Source organism: Streptomyces lancefieldiae (assembly GCF_031845825.1).
Taxonomy (GTDB): domain Bacteria; phylum Actinomycetota; class Actinomycetes; order Streptomycetales; family Streptomycetaceae; genus Streptomyces; species Streptomyces lancefieldiae.
In genome coordinates, this window is the sequence record NZ_JAVRFH010000090.1 from 1 (window position 1) to 14,041 (window position 14,041).

13 protein-coding genes and 2 pseudogenes are annotated in these 14,041 nt (G+C 68.2%); 6 read left to right on the plus strand and 9 right to left on the minus strand.

What is annotated here, in order from left to right; all coding sequences use genetic code 11:
• Positions 1 to 293: pseudogene (locus tag RM812_RS38550) on the plus strand (hypothetical protein); the annotation flags it as partial.
• The gene (locus tag RM812_RS38555) at positions 293 to 568 is read left to right on the plus strand and encodes a WhiB family transcriptional regulator (RefSeq protein WP_311585026.1); all 276 of its coding nucleotides are present in this window, start codon (positions 293 to 295) and stop codon (positions 566 to 568) included. The pseudogene RM812_RS38550 and the gene RM812_RS38555, both read left to right, overlap by 1 nt.
• A gap of 102 nt (positions 569 to 670) precedes the next feature.
• Here the strand turns inward: RM812_RS38555 and RM812_RS38560 are convergent, their stop codons facing one another.
• Positions 671 to 979, minus strand: a complete 309-nt coding sequence (locus tag RM812_RS38560; RefSeq protein WP_311585029.1) for a type II toxin-antitoxin system PemK/MazF family toxin — start codon at positions 977 to 979, stop codon at positions 671 to 673.
• Positions 980 to 1,287: 308 nt separating this feature from the next.
• Here RM812_RS38560 and RM812_RS38565 point away from each other — a divergent pair.
• Positions 1,288 to 1,981 (plus strand): annotated as a pseudogene (locus RM812_RS38565) (IS701 family transposase); the annotation flags it as partial.
• Positions 1,982 to 2,162: 181 nt separating this feature from the next.
• On the opposite strand, the gene RM812_RS38570 reads toward RM812_RS38565, so the two are convergent.
• The 6 genes from RM812_RS38570 to RM812_RS38595 all read right to left on the minus strand — a co-directional run bounded on the left by RM812_RS38570 (position 2,163) and on the right by RM812_RS38595 (position 7,766).
• Positions 2,163 to 2,777, minus strand: coding sequence for an MFS transporter (locus RM812_RS38570; RefSeq protein ID WP_311585031.1), 615 nt, complete (start codon positions 2,775 to 2,777; stop codon positions 2,163 to 2,165).
• A complete protein-coding gene (locus tag RM812_RS38575) occupies positions 2,750 to 3,844 on the minus strand; it encodes an MFS transporter (protein WP_311585034.1) in 1,095 nt (364 codons plus the stop codon). Before RM812_RS38575 ends, RM812_RS38570 begins: the two co-directional genes overlap by 28 nt.
• Complete coding sequence (locus RM812_RS38580) at positions 3,841 to 4,578, minus strand: YoaK family protein (protein WP_311585037.1); 738 nt, start codon at positions 4,576 to 4,578, stop codon at positions 3,841 to 3,843. Before RM812_RS38580 ends, RM812_RS38575 begins: the two co-directional genes overlap by 4 nt.
• A complete protein-coding gene (locus RM812_RS38585; protein WP_311585040.1) occupies positions 4,559 to 5,092 on the minus strand; it encodes a DoxX family protein in 534 nt (177 codons plus the stop codon). Before RM812_RS38585 ends, RM812_RS38580 begins: the two co-directional genes overlap by 20 nt.
• Before the next feature lie 50 nt (positions 5,093 to 5,142).
• Positions 5,143 to 5,805 (minus strand): hydrolase, encoded by a 663-nt coding sequence (locus RM812_RS38590; protein ID WP_311585043.1) that lies wholly within the window; start codon positions 5,803 to 5,805, stop codon positions 5,143 to 5,145.
• Positions 5,806 to 5,885: 80 nt separating this feature from the next.
• On the minus strand, positions 5,886 to 7,766 hold the full coding sequence (locus RM812_RS38595) for an amidohydrolase (RefSeq protein WP_311585060.1): 1,881 nt from the start codon (positions 7,764 to 7,766) through the stop codon (positions 5,886 to 5,888).
• Between the two features lie 353 nt (positions 7,767 to 8,119).
• On the opposite strand from RM812_RS38595, the gene RM812_RS38600 reads away from it, so the two are divergent.
• The 3 genes from RM812_RS38600 (at position 8,120) to RM812_RS38610 (ending at position 11,004) form a co-directional block, all read left to right on the plus strand.
• Positions 8,120 to 9,091, plus strand: a complete 972-nt coding sequence (locus RM812_RS38600) for an alpha/beta hydrolase (protein WP_311585046.1) — start codon at positions 8,120 to 8,122, stop codon at positions 9,089 to 9,091.
• A gap of 34 nt (positions 9,092 to 9,125) precedes the next feature.
• Positions 9,126 to 9,842, plus strand: a complete 717-nt coding sequence (locus RM812_RS38605) for an alpha/beta fold hydrolase (protein WP_311585049.1) — start codon at positions 9,126 to 9,128, stop codon at positions 9,840 to 9,842.
• A gap of 922 nt (positions 9,843 to 10,764) precedes the next feature.
• Positions 10,765 to 11,004, plus strand: a complete 240-nt coding sequence (locus RM812_RS38610; RefSeq protein ID WP_311585052.1) for a helix-turn-helix domain-containing protein — start codon at positions 10,765 to 10,767, stop codon at positions 11,002 to 11,004.
• Positions 11,005 to 11,090: 86 nt separating this feature from the next.
• On the opposite strand, the gene RM812_RS38615 is transcribed toward RM812_RS38610, so the two are convergent.
• Together RM812_RS38615 and RM812_RS38620 are read right to left on the minus strand one after the other, a co-directional pair.
• A complete protein-coding gene (locus tag RM812_RS38615; protein ID WP_311585055.1) occupies positions 11,091 to 12,305 on the minus strand; it encodes a low temperature requirement protein A in 1,215 nt (404 codons plus the stop codon).
• Positions 12,306 to 12,355: 50 nt separating this feature from the next.
• On the minus strand, positions 12,356 to 13,726 hold the full coding sequence (locus tag RM812_RS38620; RefSeq protein WP_311585058.1) for a dihydrolipoyl dehydrogenase family protein: 1,371 nt from the start codon (positions 13,724 to 13,726) through the stop codon (positions 12,356 to 12,358).
• Between the last annotated feature and the right edge of the window lie 315 nt (positions 13,727 to 14,041).

The following is a 14,041-nucleotide window of genomic DNA, read 5'->3' on the forward strand; positions in this document are numbered from 1 at the left end:
GCACCGCCCGGCACTCGCTCGTCCTGGACCACGCGCTGCGTCCGCTCTTCGCGTACCTCAAGGCCGTCGTCGTCCCCACCGGCGTGTACGCCGCCTCGGAGGACTGGGGCGCCGAGGGCCTGGACGGCCGGATCGAACGGGCCGCCGGCGAACTGGCGGCCTTGATGAGCGGGTTCTCGACGGTTCCCAGGCCCGCCGGGCAGAGGCTCGAACCGGTGCCGTTCGACCAACTACTCACCGCGCTCGGCCAGGCCCCCAGCCGTGCTGCGGGGCATCTTGGAAGGAGAGAGTGATGAGGACCCGAACGAAGCCGCTTCTGCACGTGTGGGACTGGCAGTTCGAGGCGGCATGCCGAGACATGGACAGCTCCGTCTTCTTCCCGCCCGCAGGAGAACGGGGCCGAGCCCGCCGGCGCCGCGAAGACGAAGCCCGAGCGGTCTGCGGTAGCTGTCCGGTGAGCGAACCCTGCCACCGCTTCGCTTTGACGTCCCAGCAGCCTTACGGCATTTGGGGCGGGCACACCGAGACCGAGCGCCGTTCCGCGGTGCAGATGATGAGAAGAAGGTAGAAGTGGCTGGCGGTCGCTTCTGACACCTGTGATCTACCGGACGCGAATGGCGTCGATGGACGAGACCGACCACGCCGTCGCGGGCGTCCGTTCCTTCTCCGCCTACCCGAGTCCACCGAGACGGAGGGCGTTCTCGATCTCGCTGAGTTTCGCGGAGGACAGAACGCCCGCTCGCTCGATCAGGTCGTCCCGGGACACGGTGGTCAGCCACGTGCAAGGGGTGAAGCCCGGACGCGGCAATGCGAACCGCAGCACGCCCTCAAAGGGCAGTCCTTCCACGGCGCCTACTGCCACTTCGACGCCCAGGCCGGTGATGTCGACACCCGCCCGAGCGACGACCTGCATCACCCGGATCCCGGACGCGTCGTCTCCTGACAGCAGCACGACCGGCCGCCGCTCGTCGAACTCCACCCACCAGACTTCGCCACGTTGCACATGTCCTCCTGACACAGGAACGGCGGGCGGGCGCTGCGCGACCCCGACTCGCTGTGGAGACGGGCGCGGCCACCCGTTGATCATCGGTGTGTGAAGACAAACGGTCACGCTGTGGCCCGCGGGTCACAGCGTAGACCCTGCCCGCCGGCAGGAGGCGTTCGAGGGCCTGATGAGCCGGATAGCGGGACGGTTCACACGAGTCGAACCCGGCTGCGGGTCCGGAAGTCGGTGCTCGGACTGCTGTCGGACCTGTCGCGCAAGAACTGCTGGACCAGGCCGCACGGGTCGCCGGCGACGAGGTCTACGGCGCCAACCCCAAGCTGCGAACCGCACTGGAGGAACGCGGCGCCGGCTACGTCCTCGCGGTGGCCTGGTCGCACGAAGTCACCACCAGGGCGGGGAGGGTTCCGTGCGGACACCCTGACCAAGAAGGTGCCCAAGCGGGCCTGGCAGAAGCTCTCCGTAGGGGCCGGAGCGAAGGGCCACCGTCTCTACGACTGGGCAGTCATCGACCTCGCCGACCCCCGACCCGGGAGTCGCCAGCTGCTGATCCGCCGTAACCGCAGCGCCGGCGAACTCGCCTGCTACCGCTGCTACTCGCCCGCACCCGTGCCGCTGACCGTGCCGGTCAGAGTCGCTGGATCAAGACGGCGGGTGGAGGAGTTCTTCCAGTCGGGCAAGGACCTGGCCGCACTCGACGAGCACCAGGTCCGCCGCTATGCTTCCTGGTCCCGTTGGGTCACCCTCGCCATGTTCGCGCACGCCTTCCTCGCCGTCGTACGTGCAGACGAGCACACCCGCCCCGCACCCGATGCCCTCGTTCCGCTCACCTGCAACGAGATCCAGCGCCTGTTCATCACACTCGTTGTCCGACCCGTCCACAATGCCGCCCACCGGCTCGGTTGGTCCGACTGGCGGCGACGCCACCAGGCCCGATCCCAGGCCGGCCACCACCGTCGACAAGCCACTCGGACATGAAGATCACGATCTACGGCTGGAGTACTTTCGTCCACTCGACGTACGGTCGGAATGGTGGCGGAATGGCTCATCGTGGAACTCTCAACGGTATGTCAGGTGCGTCTCGGGAGGGTGGTGGCCGGGGGCAGGCACGAGCGGCGGGAGTACTCGAACCCATGGTGTGGGCGAAACAGCTGTTGCGTTATTGGCGCTCTCTGCGGCAGACCGTGCGAGCGGAAGTGCGCGAGAGACACAGCCGGTCGGTTCGGTGCTCGCTGGAGGCGACTACGGGTCCTGCGACCGTGTCGAAGGCATGAGTCACCTCCGGTGCGGTGCCTGCGACGAGAAGTGCGCGGGCCTGCTCCTCGTAGCGGCGGTCGTTGGCCGTAAGCCGGCTGTGATGCTGGTCCAGGTGCTCCCACCACGAAGCGACCAGGTAGTTTTCGATGAACCGTCCGGGATCACTACCGTCCTGGAACAGACCCCAGGTCAGGGCTCCGGTACGGCGCCGGAAACGGGCCACGTGCCGCATGCGGTCGGTGAAGGCGGTCCGGTCCTGTGGAGCGACCCTGTATGTGACAGAGACGAGTACCGGACCTACGGCCGGCCCCGGCTCGAACATGAGGGGTGGGGCGGGCCAGTGGTCGGAAGGGCTCGGGTCTATTCCCTCCGCATCGTGCAGCGGCCAGCAGCGCACGCTCAAAGCGGTGCCCACCAGCAGACCGGCGCCGACCAGCAGAGTGGCGGTGAGGCCCAGCCCGTCGGCCAGCGCGCCCCACAGCGGTGCGGTCAGTGCCTGTCCTCCTTGAAAGACCACGAGGTAGACGGCAAGTCCTCGACCCCTGACCCAGCCGGGCAGCCGGGCAGCCGCTGCTGAACGGCGGCGTTGAGGGTGGACAGCACGCTGATCCACGCCAGGCCCGCGGGCAGCAGGGCGGCAGCCGCGAGCCATGGGAGCCGGACCGTCGCCAGAACCACCAGCGTGACGGCAAAGACGGCTGCTCCCGCGGCAAGAACGCCGTTGGGTCCCAGTCGGCGACGCGTTGCAGGCAGGGCGAAGGCACCGCCCACCGCGCCGACGCCGACGAGGCCGAGCAGAAGCCCGTACCCGCCCGATCCGAGCCCCAGTGAGCGATTCGCCACGACGGGGAGCAAGGACCACAGGGCTGCTCCGCCCGGGACGAACAGGGCTGTTCGCAGCAGTATCCGGCGGATGCCGGGAGCATGCCAGACGTAGCGGCGGCCGGCCTGCACGGCCGCCAGCAGCCTTTCGCGCCGCGCGGTTGCCTGGTGCGTCGTCGGCCGTCGCCACAGCAGCAGGACTGCTGCGATCCCCAGATAGGACAGGGCGTTGAAGGCGAAGACCCAGCCCGCGCCCGCGGCGGCGACCACCGCGCCGCCGAGGGCGGGGCCCACCGCGCGAGCCAGATTCATGTTCACGGCCCCCACGGCTGCTGCCTGACCGAGTTGCTCGCGCTCCACCAGTTCCGGCTGGATGGCCTGCCAGGCGGGGCCCATGAGGGCGGTGCCGCAGCCCAGCAGGAAGGTGAGAGCGAGAAGAAGGGCTGGGGTGAGCATGCCGCGGAACGCGAGCACCGTCAGCGCGGTAGAGACGGAGAGCATGGCGAACTGGGCGGAGAGCAGCACTTTGCGACGTTCGTAACGGTCGGCCACTGCCCCGGATGGCAAGGCGAGTAGGACGACCGGAAGACTGGAAGCCGTCTGCACCAGTGTCACCAGGGCTGCGCTGTGGCCGACGAGGATCCATTGAGCGCCGACCGCCTGCATCCAGGTGCCCGTGTTGGACACCAGTTGTGCGATCCACAGTGCGCGAAACACCCGCGCCGCGAGCGGCGCCCAGGCCGAGTCTTGCGCCAGTTTCACGACAGAGGCCTGGTCCAGGCCGGTGCGGACGCCGACAGACGGCAGGTGGTCACCGATGTCACGACGAGCAGTAGGAGTGCCAGGCCAAGAACGAAGACGAGTTCGGCGTGGTACAGGATCAGGGCGCCCGCGAGAGCCCCGCCGAACATGGCGAGGACGGACAGGACGCGCCGGCCGGTCCTGGGGGTCGCGCCGCCGTCAGGTGATGAGTCGGCGGCCAGTCCCGTCAGGGTGAGCGTGAGAACGGTCGTGGTCAGGTCGGGAACTCCGAGGCGTCGAGCGACCGCGTTCTGCAGTCCCATGGCGATGCCGAGGAGCACGATCAGGGTGTAGCGAACCGGGCTCGTCACGTCGCCGTCCCCAAGGGCGACCGCGACCACCGTCCCAGCGACGAGCACGGCCTGGACCGCCGTCGCCGTGGTCAGCAGCCGGCCGCGGTGGTCTGCGAACCGGGTGCTGAAGCGTCCTCCTGCGAGCGCTCCGAGAAGGAACGACACCATCGAGACCATGGAAGCGAGTACCGACAGTCCTGGCGCACCTGCCAGAGCGAAGCCGAGGAAGACCACGTTGCCGGTCATGTTGGCGACGAAGACCCGGCCGAGCGCCAGGTAGCTGACGGCGTCGATGAGACCGGTCACCACTGTCAGCACCAGCATCAGAGGGGGCAGCGGGCCATGCCGGTCGCCTCTGGGCGGGAGGAGTGTGTGGGCGGTGTCAGTCAGCAGCTTTCGCATGTGGCGTCCTTCCGTTTGTCGCGTCGTCGGCGGTGGGACGCCGCAGCGCCGTGCGGGTGATCAGCCCGCTGACTGGGCCGATCGCGATTGCCGCCAGTGAGACCCACACCGGCCAGGTGGCGGGTCCGAGGAGGTGATCGAGTGACCACCGGCCCGGGCCGGTGAGGGCGAGAACCGCGGCGACGGTGACGAGGACCAGCGGGTACTCGTAGCCGTCGTTTTGCACCCACAGTCCTTTGCGCCATTTGACGGTGCCGGCCACCGTCATCACTCCCATGGCGGCCGTCGCCGCCAGGGGGGTGAGGAGGCCGGCCGCCAGGAACAGGCCGGCACCGATCTGGCTGCCGCCGGCGGCGAGGGCGGTGAGAACACCACCGCGGAAGCCGTCACGGCGGAACTCTTCGGTTCCACCAGCCAGCCCGTTGCCGCCCAGCCGGAAACTGACCTTCTGTACTCCGTGCCCGGCGATGAGGAGTCCCACCACCAGTCGGAGCACCAACAATCCGCTGTCCATCGCGTTTGTCTGCCTGTTCCTGACGTCCGTCGTTACCCGTGAAGTGCGAGTCAGCCGGCGGCGTGCTCGCCGATGACGGCCTGGGCGTAGACGACTCCGAGGCCGTAGGTGCCGCCGTGCTCCTTCACGACGTCCATGACCGGCATGTACGTGTCGGTACGCGCCCAGTCACGCTGGAGCTCGAGGAGAACCTGCACCCAGGTCACCGGCACGACGCCGGCCTGGACCATGCGCTGGATGGCGTGTTCGTGAGCCTGCGGGCTGACGCCGCCGGATGCGTCGGTGACGACGTAGACCTCGTAGTCCTGGGCGAGCGCGGACAGGGCGGGCAGGACCACGCAGACCTCGGTCCACAGACCGGCGATGACCAGCTTCTTGCGGCCGGTCGCCTTGACGGCCTCCACGAAGGCCTCGTCCTCCCAGGCGTTCATCGTGCTGCGGTCGATGATCTCCTGGCCGGGGAAGACGTCCGCGAGCTGCGGCATGAGCGGGCCGGAGAAGGACTCGGCGGCCACGGTGCTCAGCACGGCGGGGACAGCGAAGACCTTGGCGGTCTTCGCCAGACCCACCGTCGCGTTGATGATCGCGGTGCGGTCGCCGCTGCCCGTGCCGAAGAACATCTGCGGCTGGTGGTCCACGAACAGCACTGCACAGTTGTCGGGGGTCAGCAGGTCGGGGCTGGGAGCAGCGGTGACTTCGTTGATGTTGACCATGAGGATGCCTTTCGGTGAAGGGTGGTGACGGTCACGGACGGTCGTCCGCGACCTGGGAAGGGAAGGTCTGAGGGCCCGGCTCAGAAGAAGCAGGGGTCGAGAAGCGGGCTGTCGTTCTCGGGGAGGAGACCGCGGCGGGCGCGCCACTGGCGGTGCAGGTCCGATTCGGCGGCGGCCTCGCCCAGCATTTCCGCTTGCTGTACTCCTCGGTGTCCCGGGCCGGGCGTTGCCTGGTAGCCGCCGTAGTGCGCCACCGGGCTCCAGTCGGGGGTCACTGGGGGCACCAGTTCGTCGATGCCTTCGTATTCGCCGGCGGCATGGACGATGCGGCCGCCGACGACGGTCAGCAGGGCTTCGATGTGCGGGATGTCCGGATCGGGGACCACGAAGTAGTCGTGCGACAGCATGGTGAGGTCACCGAGGAAGCCGGGACGCAGCACGCCCTTGCGGTCCTGCTCGCCGGTGAGGGCGGCGCCGGCCGTGGTGAACATCTCCAGTGCGGTTTCGCGGTCGACGCGGTTGTGCGGCGGGTGAATGGTCAGGTCACCGACGGTCCGGCCGGTGATCAGCCAGTGCAGCGCGATCCACGGGTTGTACGAGGACACCCGAGTGGCGTCGGTGCCGGCGGCGACGGTCAGGCCGCGGCCGAGCATCGCGCGGATCGGCGGGGCATCCGCGGCGGCTCCGATCCCGTAGCGGCGGACGAACGCTTCGCCCTGGAAGGAGAGCCGGTTCTGGACCGACATGGCTCCGCCGAGGGCGACGACACGGTCGAGACTGTCGGCGGACACGGTCTCCGCATGGTCGAACAGCCAGCGGTTGCCGCCGGGGAAGAGGCCTTCCGCAGCGAGTTTCTCGAACACGGCCAGGTCGCGGCGGATGGTCTCGTCGTAGGTGGCGTGCAGGCGGAAGCCCCAGCCGTTCTCCACGAGGAGGCGTACGGCCTTTTCGAACTCCACCTCGTAGTCGGGGGCGTGTTCGGGGCGCGGTTCGGCGAAGTTCTCGAAGTCCGCCGCCGCCCACGTGAGGTTCTCCCCCGCTCCGTTGAGACGGAGCCACTCGTCGCCGTCCTCGGGTCGGACCATGCTGATCCAGCGGGTGAGGTCGTCGATCTCCTGGCCCGCGGTCTGCGGAAAGAGGTGGTAGGCGATGCGCAGCGACAACTCGCCGTCCCTGGCGAGTTCGGTGACGGTCTCGTAGTTGTCGGGGAAGTTCTGGAAGCCGCCGGCGGCGTCGATCGCGGAGGTGAGTCCGAACCGGTTCAATTCCCGCAGGAAGTGGCGGGTGGAGGTCTTGCGGTGCTCCTCGTCGAGTACCGGCGCCTTGGCCAGTGTTGAGTAGAGGATCAGGGCGCTGGGGGCTGCCAGCAGCATGCCCGTGGGTTCGCCGTCACGTCCCCGCATGATCTGTCCGCCGCTGGGGTCGGGTGTGTTCTTGTTGTAGCCCACTGCCTTGAGGGCGGCGCGATTGAGGATGGCGGCCTGGTACAGGTGGAGGACGAAGACCGGTGTGTCGGGAGCGGCGGCGTTCAGTTCGGCGACGGTGGGCAGCCGCCGTTCGGCGAACTGCTCGGCCGACCAGCCGCCGACCACGCGTACCCATTGGCCCTTGGGTGTACGCGCCGCCTGTTCGCGCAGCATGGCCAGACCCTGACGCAGGGATCGGACGCCGTCCCAGCGCAGTTCGAGGACATAGTTCAGGCCGCCACGGATCACGTGCAGGTGTGCGTCGTTGAGGCCGGGGATCACCCGTCGCCCCAGCGCGTCGACGACACGTGTCGCAGGACCCACCTGGCCGGCCACGTCCTTGTCGTCGCCTACCGCGGTGATGACTCCATCGCGGATGGCGATCGCCGCGGCCTGCGGCAGACGGGGATCACCGGTGTGGATCTTGGCGTTGCGGACGATGATGTCCGCCGCGTCTTCTGCGGTGGCGCGGGGAATCAGCCCGCCGACCGGCATCGTGGACACCTTTCGACAACCTCCTTCAGTGCGTACAACGGGGGTGTTTGATGGGCCGCGTCCAGAGCCGGAAGAGATTCGGTGAACTGCACCAGGGACGGTGCTGCGGCTGCTTCGCCGGTAACGCTAGGCCGGAAAAGGCGGGTCCGGTCACTGGTCAGCGCACTGAGGCTTGCCTGCCAGTGCACTGGGCTTCGCACCGTGCACGGTGGGGTCAGAGTTGGTGCGCCAGCGTGCAATGACCTGCGTATTCAGGGTCCTAGCGTGGCCGTGAACGGTCCGGCTGATCTTCGGCCCCAGTGAGGGGCGCATCGCCGGAAACACCGATGTGCACGTAAGCCTCAGGAGTAGACATGTCCCAGACCTTTGAGCCGGTCCAGCCGGAACTGGAGCCGGCCGCCGCAGCGTTCGCCGAGGCCACTGCCAACCCTCCGTACCTGTTCGACCTGGCCCCGGCGGAGGGCCGCAAGGCGGTTGACGAGGTGCAGTCCGGTGACATCACCAAGCCGGACGTCGACGAGGAGTGGATCACCGTGTCGGGCGGGCCCACGGGCAGTGTCCGTGCCCGCATCGTCAAGCCCGCCGGAGCTGAGGGCACCCTGCCCGTCATCCTCTACATCCACGGCGCCGGCTGGGTCTTCGGCAACGCCCACACCCACGACAGGCTGGTGCGCGAACTCGCCGTCGGTGCGAACGCAGCCGTGGTCTTCCCCGAGTACGACCTCTCCCCCGAGGCCCGCTATCCCGTCGCCATCGAGCAGAACTACGCGGTGGCCCAGTGGATCACCGCCGAAGGCGCCACCAAGGGGCTCGACGGCAACCGCCTCGCTGTCGCCGGCGACTCCGTGGGCGGCAACATGACCGCCGCGCTCACCCTGATGGCCAAGGAGCGCGGGGACGTCCCCCTGCTCCAGCAGGTTCTCTTCTACCCGGTGACCGACGCCGCCTTCGACACCGCGTCGTACCACCAGTTCGCCACCGGCTACTTCCTGCGCCGCGACGGCATGCAGTGGTTCTGGGACCAGTACACGACCGATGAGGCGGAACGCGCCCAGATCACGGCATCCCCGCTGCGGGCCACCACCGAGCAGCTGGCCGGCCTGCCGCCAGCCCTCGTCATCACCGGTGAAGCCGACGTTCTGCGTGACGAGGGTGAGGCGTACGCCAACAAGCTGCGCAAGGCCGGCGTGCCGGTCACCGCAGTCCGCTACCAGGGTGTCATCCACGACTTCGTCATGCTCAACGCACTGCGCGAGACCCACGCCGCTGAAGCGGCCATCAACCAGGCCGTCGCAGTCCTGCGCACCGCACTGCACAGCCGCTGACACACCACCCAACCCGTTCAAGGAGCACAGACAGATGGGCACCACTCCCACCGTCCTACTCGTCCACGGCGCATTCGCGGATGCCGGCAGTTGGTCCGGCGTCATCGCGGAGCTGCAGAACCACGGTGTTCCCGTGGTGGCGCCGCCGAACCCGCTGCGAGGCCTGGCCTCCGACGCCGCCTACATCGCCGCGCAGGCCTCCCAGATCGACGGTCCGGTCGTGCTGGTCGGCCACTCCTACGGCGGAGCGGTCATTTCTGTGGCGGGCACCACCGAGAACGTCGTCGGCCTGGTCTACGTCGCCGCCTACATCCCCGAAGAGGGCGAAAGCCTCGGCGAGCTGCAGGGCAGTTTCCCGCTGTCGCCGCTGGTCAGTAACCTCTCGGAGAAGACGTACCCGATGGACGGCGGAGAGCCCGCGGTCGAGGTCACGATCAAGGCCGAGGCGTACCCCGGTATCTTCGCCGCCGACGTTCCTGCTGCTGTGACCAAGGTGCTGGCAGCGGCGCAGCGTCCCCTGGCCGCCTCGACGTTCACGGAGACCGCCTCGGCTGCGGCGTGGAAGACCAAGCCGTCGTGGGCGCTCGTGGCCGGCGCGGACGAGGCGATCAACCCGGAGGTGGAGCGCTTTGGCGCGAAGCGGGCCGGAGCAACGGTCGTCGAGATCGACGGTGCCTCGCACGCCGTCGCCGTCTCCCGGCCAAAGGAAGTCGCCGACCTGATCCGCGACGCGGTGCGCGCGACCGCCTGATGTGCCGGTAGCCGGCAAACCAGCGTGAAGGCCGCGCGGTTCCCTAGAACCGCGTGGCCTTCGCGCGTTCGTGCGCTTTCTGGGACTGCGGTGCGTCGCAGCCCGTCGGTGAACGGGCACGAGTGAGGTGATTGGCCTCTCCCTCTGTGCCCGGTGTTGCGGAGCCGTAGGAGCGGCGGCGACCCCCGTCCCTGCAGACTGACGAATCTTCTACCGATCTCTACGGAGCGCGGTGGTGCCTGCCAGCCCCGACGGCGGAGAATGCAGTACGCCGGCGCTGATCGTTTCACCAGCTCCGACCGATCGAGTACTGCAGAAGCCCTCACCCAATGGATGTGCGTCATGAGAACCGAAGAACAGTCGTGGGCGAACTGACAACGAGCGACGGCATGTACTGCGTAGCGCTGCGCGAGCGAGGCCACCTCGTCGGACTGCTGATGGTCGTCGCCCCCGACGGCCCGTCTCACCGGAGGAGACGGCAACGATCAGCCAGGCGGTATCTGCGATCGCGGCGCAGATGTATGCGGACCAACTGGCCGCCGGGGCCGAGAGGACTGACGTCCAGGAGATGCTGCTGGCGCTGGTCGGTGAGAGTCAGGTCGCCCGCGCCTCTGCGCGCCAGCGCATTATCACTGAGGGGCTGCTTCCCGACGCTCCTCACGTCGTGGCCGGCGTCGTGCAGTTGAGTCCGTCCCTGGAGCCACCAGGCCAATGGGAGATGGCACTGCGCGGCTCGCTCGAACGCTTCCGCGGTCGCGCTCAGCGACCGGGATCATGGCCGTCACCCCGGAAAGCGCGGTCCTTCTGCAGTGCTGTACCCGGCCGGTCGACGAAAGTGAACTCGCGGACCAGGCCACCAGCATCCTTGCGACACTGTGTACGTACCTTGATGCGTCCACCGCTCCCGTGATCGGGGTGGGCGGTGTCCAGGACAGCTTGTCTGAACAACATGGCCAGCTACGAGACGCTGGGCGAGCTCGCTGTACTGCTGCGGCTTCCTGATGCGGCGCTCAACGCGTCGCTGCTGCCCAAGCCCGTGCGCACACTGCTGGACAGCCCGGTGGGCCAGCGGCTTGAGGAGACTCTGCGGTGCTTCCTGGAGAACGTCGGCTCCCTTCCTCTCACCGCGGAGGCATTGGGCATCCACCGCAGCTCGCTCTAATGCCGCCTCCGGCAGGTTCAGGAGGTCACCGGGCTTGATCTGGGCAACGGCGGTGACCGGCTGGTGCTGCACCTCGGGCTGCGGATTCATGCGCTCTTGGAGCCGGGCTCGGTCTCCTGAGCGGGTGGAGCCAGGTAGCTGCGCCGTGCTGCTTTTCGCGTGCGGTCCGCTCCGGGGCTCTGCCGCACGGTGACCACGGCGGTCAGACCACTCAGGAGGAGTCCAGCAACCAGTGCAGGCGCCGAGAACCAGGTGGTCATCAGTATGCCGACAGCGGCGAAGAGGAACAGGGCGCCCTCGGCTGTTCTTGTCTGATGTGGTCGCAGGTGTACCGCCCACACGGTGACCAGAAAGATGGCTGCTGGGGCGGTGACCGCCAGCGCAGCGACGTCCGATGCCGCGCTGGCAGGACGTGTGAGGTGATCAGCGTAGGCGGCGAGGCCGGCTCCTTCGGCCGTGGCCGAAGCGAACACGAGGTAGTGGCCGTAAGCCCAGGTGAAGCGTTTGCCGCGAGCCTGATGCGACGTGGCGAGCAGGACGTGGGCGGGCCTCGTGAAGTACAGCCACCACATCGCGAAGGCCATCAGGAGGCCACCGCACGCGAGGGCATAGAGGGCACCGCTGCCGTGATTGCGGTCGAAGGCTCCCCGGACGGCGATGGTGGCGGCTGCGATGGACTCACCGAGCACAATGAGTGTGAACAGCTCGTAGCGCTCGGCAATGTGTCGTGGATGCCACGGGGTCATGCCGGCCGATTGCGCCCACACGGGCACGATGACCTCGGCGAGGATCATCAGGACGATGCCCGGCAGACGAGCCGGAGTGGGAAGAAGCAGCAGCACGACCCAGCCCGCCTGGCATACCGATACCCCGGCGGCGAAGCGAAACGCCGTCCCGCGCCGGGCGGGGTCGGACAGTCCAGCTCGCAGCCACAGCGCCGCAAGCGCCGTACGCATAATCACGTATCCGAGCGTGATGACGAGCAGGTCACCCTGGCTGAAGGCGCGGCTGACGCCGGCAGCGAGGACGAGGGACCCTGTGACCTGTACCAACACGGTCAGCCGGTAGGCAGTGTCACCAGGATCGTAGGCAGAGGCGAACCAGGTGAAGTTCATCCAGGCCCACCAAATGGTGAAGAAGACCAGCGCGAAACGCAGAGCCCCCGAGGCGTAGCGCCCGTGCGTGAAGGCCTCGTGCAGACTCTCCGACGCCTGCGCTACGGCTACCACGAAGCACAGGTCGACAAAGAGTTCCAGCGGGGTGGCGGTCCGGTGGGCCTCGTCTGGGTCACGGCCTCTCATGGTGGGCAGTCGGCGTATGGCGGGGCCCAGCCGCAGGCTTCTCGTGCGGCTCAGCGGAGCGCTCCCAAGGCCGCCCCGACCGTCCGATGGAAAGTGGGGTAGGTGTAGATCATGTGCCGGAGGCTGTCGACGGGGACCTCGGCATGGACGGCGACGTTCAGTCCGTACAGCACTTCGCCGCCCGCCGGCCCCGCCGATGTCGCACCAACCAGTACACCGCGGTCTGTGTCTTCGACGAGCTTGATGAATCCCTCACTGCCCGGACCGTGGATCCAACCGCGTGTCGAGGAAGCAAGGGGCAGCACACTGGTGCGTACGCGCAGACCTTGCTCCCTCGCCTGCCGCTCCGTCAGTCCGACGGCTCCGATCTCGGGATCGGTGAACGTGACCCGCGGCAGCGCTCGGTAGTCGGCGGCAGGACCGGTGGGTCCCAGTATGTCCCGAACGGCGATCTCGGCCTGGTACATCGACACATGCGTGAAGGCGCCCTTCCCGGTGACGTCACCGACGGCCCAGAGGCCTTCCGCAGGCGCCCTCATCCGGCCGTCTGTGGGCACGGCCGGTGCCGTGGGATCCAGGCCCACCGTCTCCACGGCGAGAGCAGCAAGGTCAGCGTGGCGCCCGGTGGCGACCAGGAGCCGCTCGGCGCGCAACTCTTCGCTACTTTCGTCCAGTTGGACGGTGAACAGGGTGCCGTCGTGAGCGACATGACGGGCCTGGACGCCGGTGAGAACCTCGACTCCGTCGGTCTGAAGGGCCTGTGCCGCCAGCTGCCCTGCCTCCGGCTCTTCCTGGGCCAGCAGCCGGTCCCGCCCCTCGACGAGGGTGACGGAGCACCGGAAGCGAGCGAAGACCTGAGCCAGTTCCACACCGACGGCTCCGCCTCCGAGAATGATCATGGAGTTCGGTAGCGTCTCGGTCGCCATGGCATCCTGGTTGGTCCAGTACGGGGTTTCCTTCAGGCCCGGCACCGGTGGTACCCAGGGCCGTGTTCCCGTGGCCAGCACTATGCCCCGACTGGCCACGAAGGTGCGGTCGCCGACTGTCACCCGACGTGCCCCGGCCAAGCGCGCCCGCCCGCGGACGAGGCGAGCCCCCTTGGCCGTCAAACGGTCCGCGGCCGCCTTGTCGCTCCAATGGCTGGTGGCCTCCTCGCGGATCCGTGTGGAGACCTTGCCCCAGTCAGCGGTCAGGTCCACCTCCCCTGCCAGGACCGGCACCCGGCCGGCCTCGGCAAGGGAATTGCCGGCGCGAATCATCATCTTGCTCGGCACACACGCCCAGTACGGACACTCTCCCCCGACTAGTTCCGCTTCCACCGCCACCACGCTCAGTCCGGCCTCGGCCAAAGTGCTCGCGACGTACTCACCGCCCGGCCCCAGACCAACGACCAGCACATCTGCCGGCTCATCCACGTTCATCACCGTTCCTCGTCCGACGGTCTGCCCGCCACATCAGGCAGCCGAGGCTAGGGCTGCTGAAGATCGGCATGCGCCCACGAGTGCACGGATGTTTATACGAGAGCGAACGTCCGAGACGGGCGCTGGGCGCCGTGCGCTGACAGGCTTTGGTGCGTGCGCTGCTGGAAAAGGTGACGCGGCGACCGCGTCTTAGAAGCTGTTGTCTTTCCGGACGTGATCGACGCGTTTCCGCTGGTCGGGGATAGGGGTGGTGGTTCCGTGGGAGTGGTGGCCTGTCGGGTCGTCGTTCCCGGGGAGGTCACGGATGCCGTCGGT

Excerpts from the sequence above, each read along its gene's own strand:
- RM812_RS38605 (WP_311585049.1), top strand. The coding sequence starts at position 9,126 with ATGGGCACCACTCCCACCGTCCTACTCGTCCACGGCGCATTCGCGGAT.
- RM812_RS38615 (WP_311585055.1), bottom strand. The coding sequence starts at position 12,305 with ATGAGAGGCCGTGACCCAGACGAGGCCCACCGGACCGCCACCCCGCTG.
- RM812_RS38585 (WP_311585040.1), bottom strand. The coding sequence starts at position 5,092 with ATGGACAGCGGATTGTTGGTGCTCCGACTGGTGGTGGGACTCCTCATC.
- RM812_RS38600 (WP_311585046.1), top strand. The coding sequence starts at position 8,120 with ATGTCCCAGACCTTTGAGCCGGTCCAGCCGGAACTGGAGCCGGCCGCC.
- RM812_RS38590 (WP_311585043.1), bottom strand. The coding sequence starts at position 5,805 with ATGGTCAACATCAACGAAGTCACCGCTGCTCCCAGCCCCGACCTGCTG.
- RM812_RS38595 (WP_311585060.1), bottom strand. The coding sequence starts at position 7,766 with ATGCCGGTCGGCGGGCTGATTCCCCGCGCCACCGCAGAAGACGCGGCG.
- RM812_RS38555 (WP_311585026.1), top strand. The coding sequence starts at position 293 with ATGAGGACCCGAACGAAGCCGCTTCTGCACGTGTGGGACTGGCAGTTC.
- RM812_RS38620 (WP_311585058.1), bottom strand. The coding sequence starts at position 13,726 with ATGAACGTGGATGAGCCGGCAGATGTGCTGGTCGTTGGTCTGGGGCCG.
- RM812_RS38580 (WP_311585037.1), bottom strand. The coding sequence starts at position 4,578 with ATGCGAAAGCTGCTGACTGACACCGCCCACACACTCCTCCCGCCCAGA.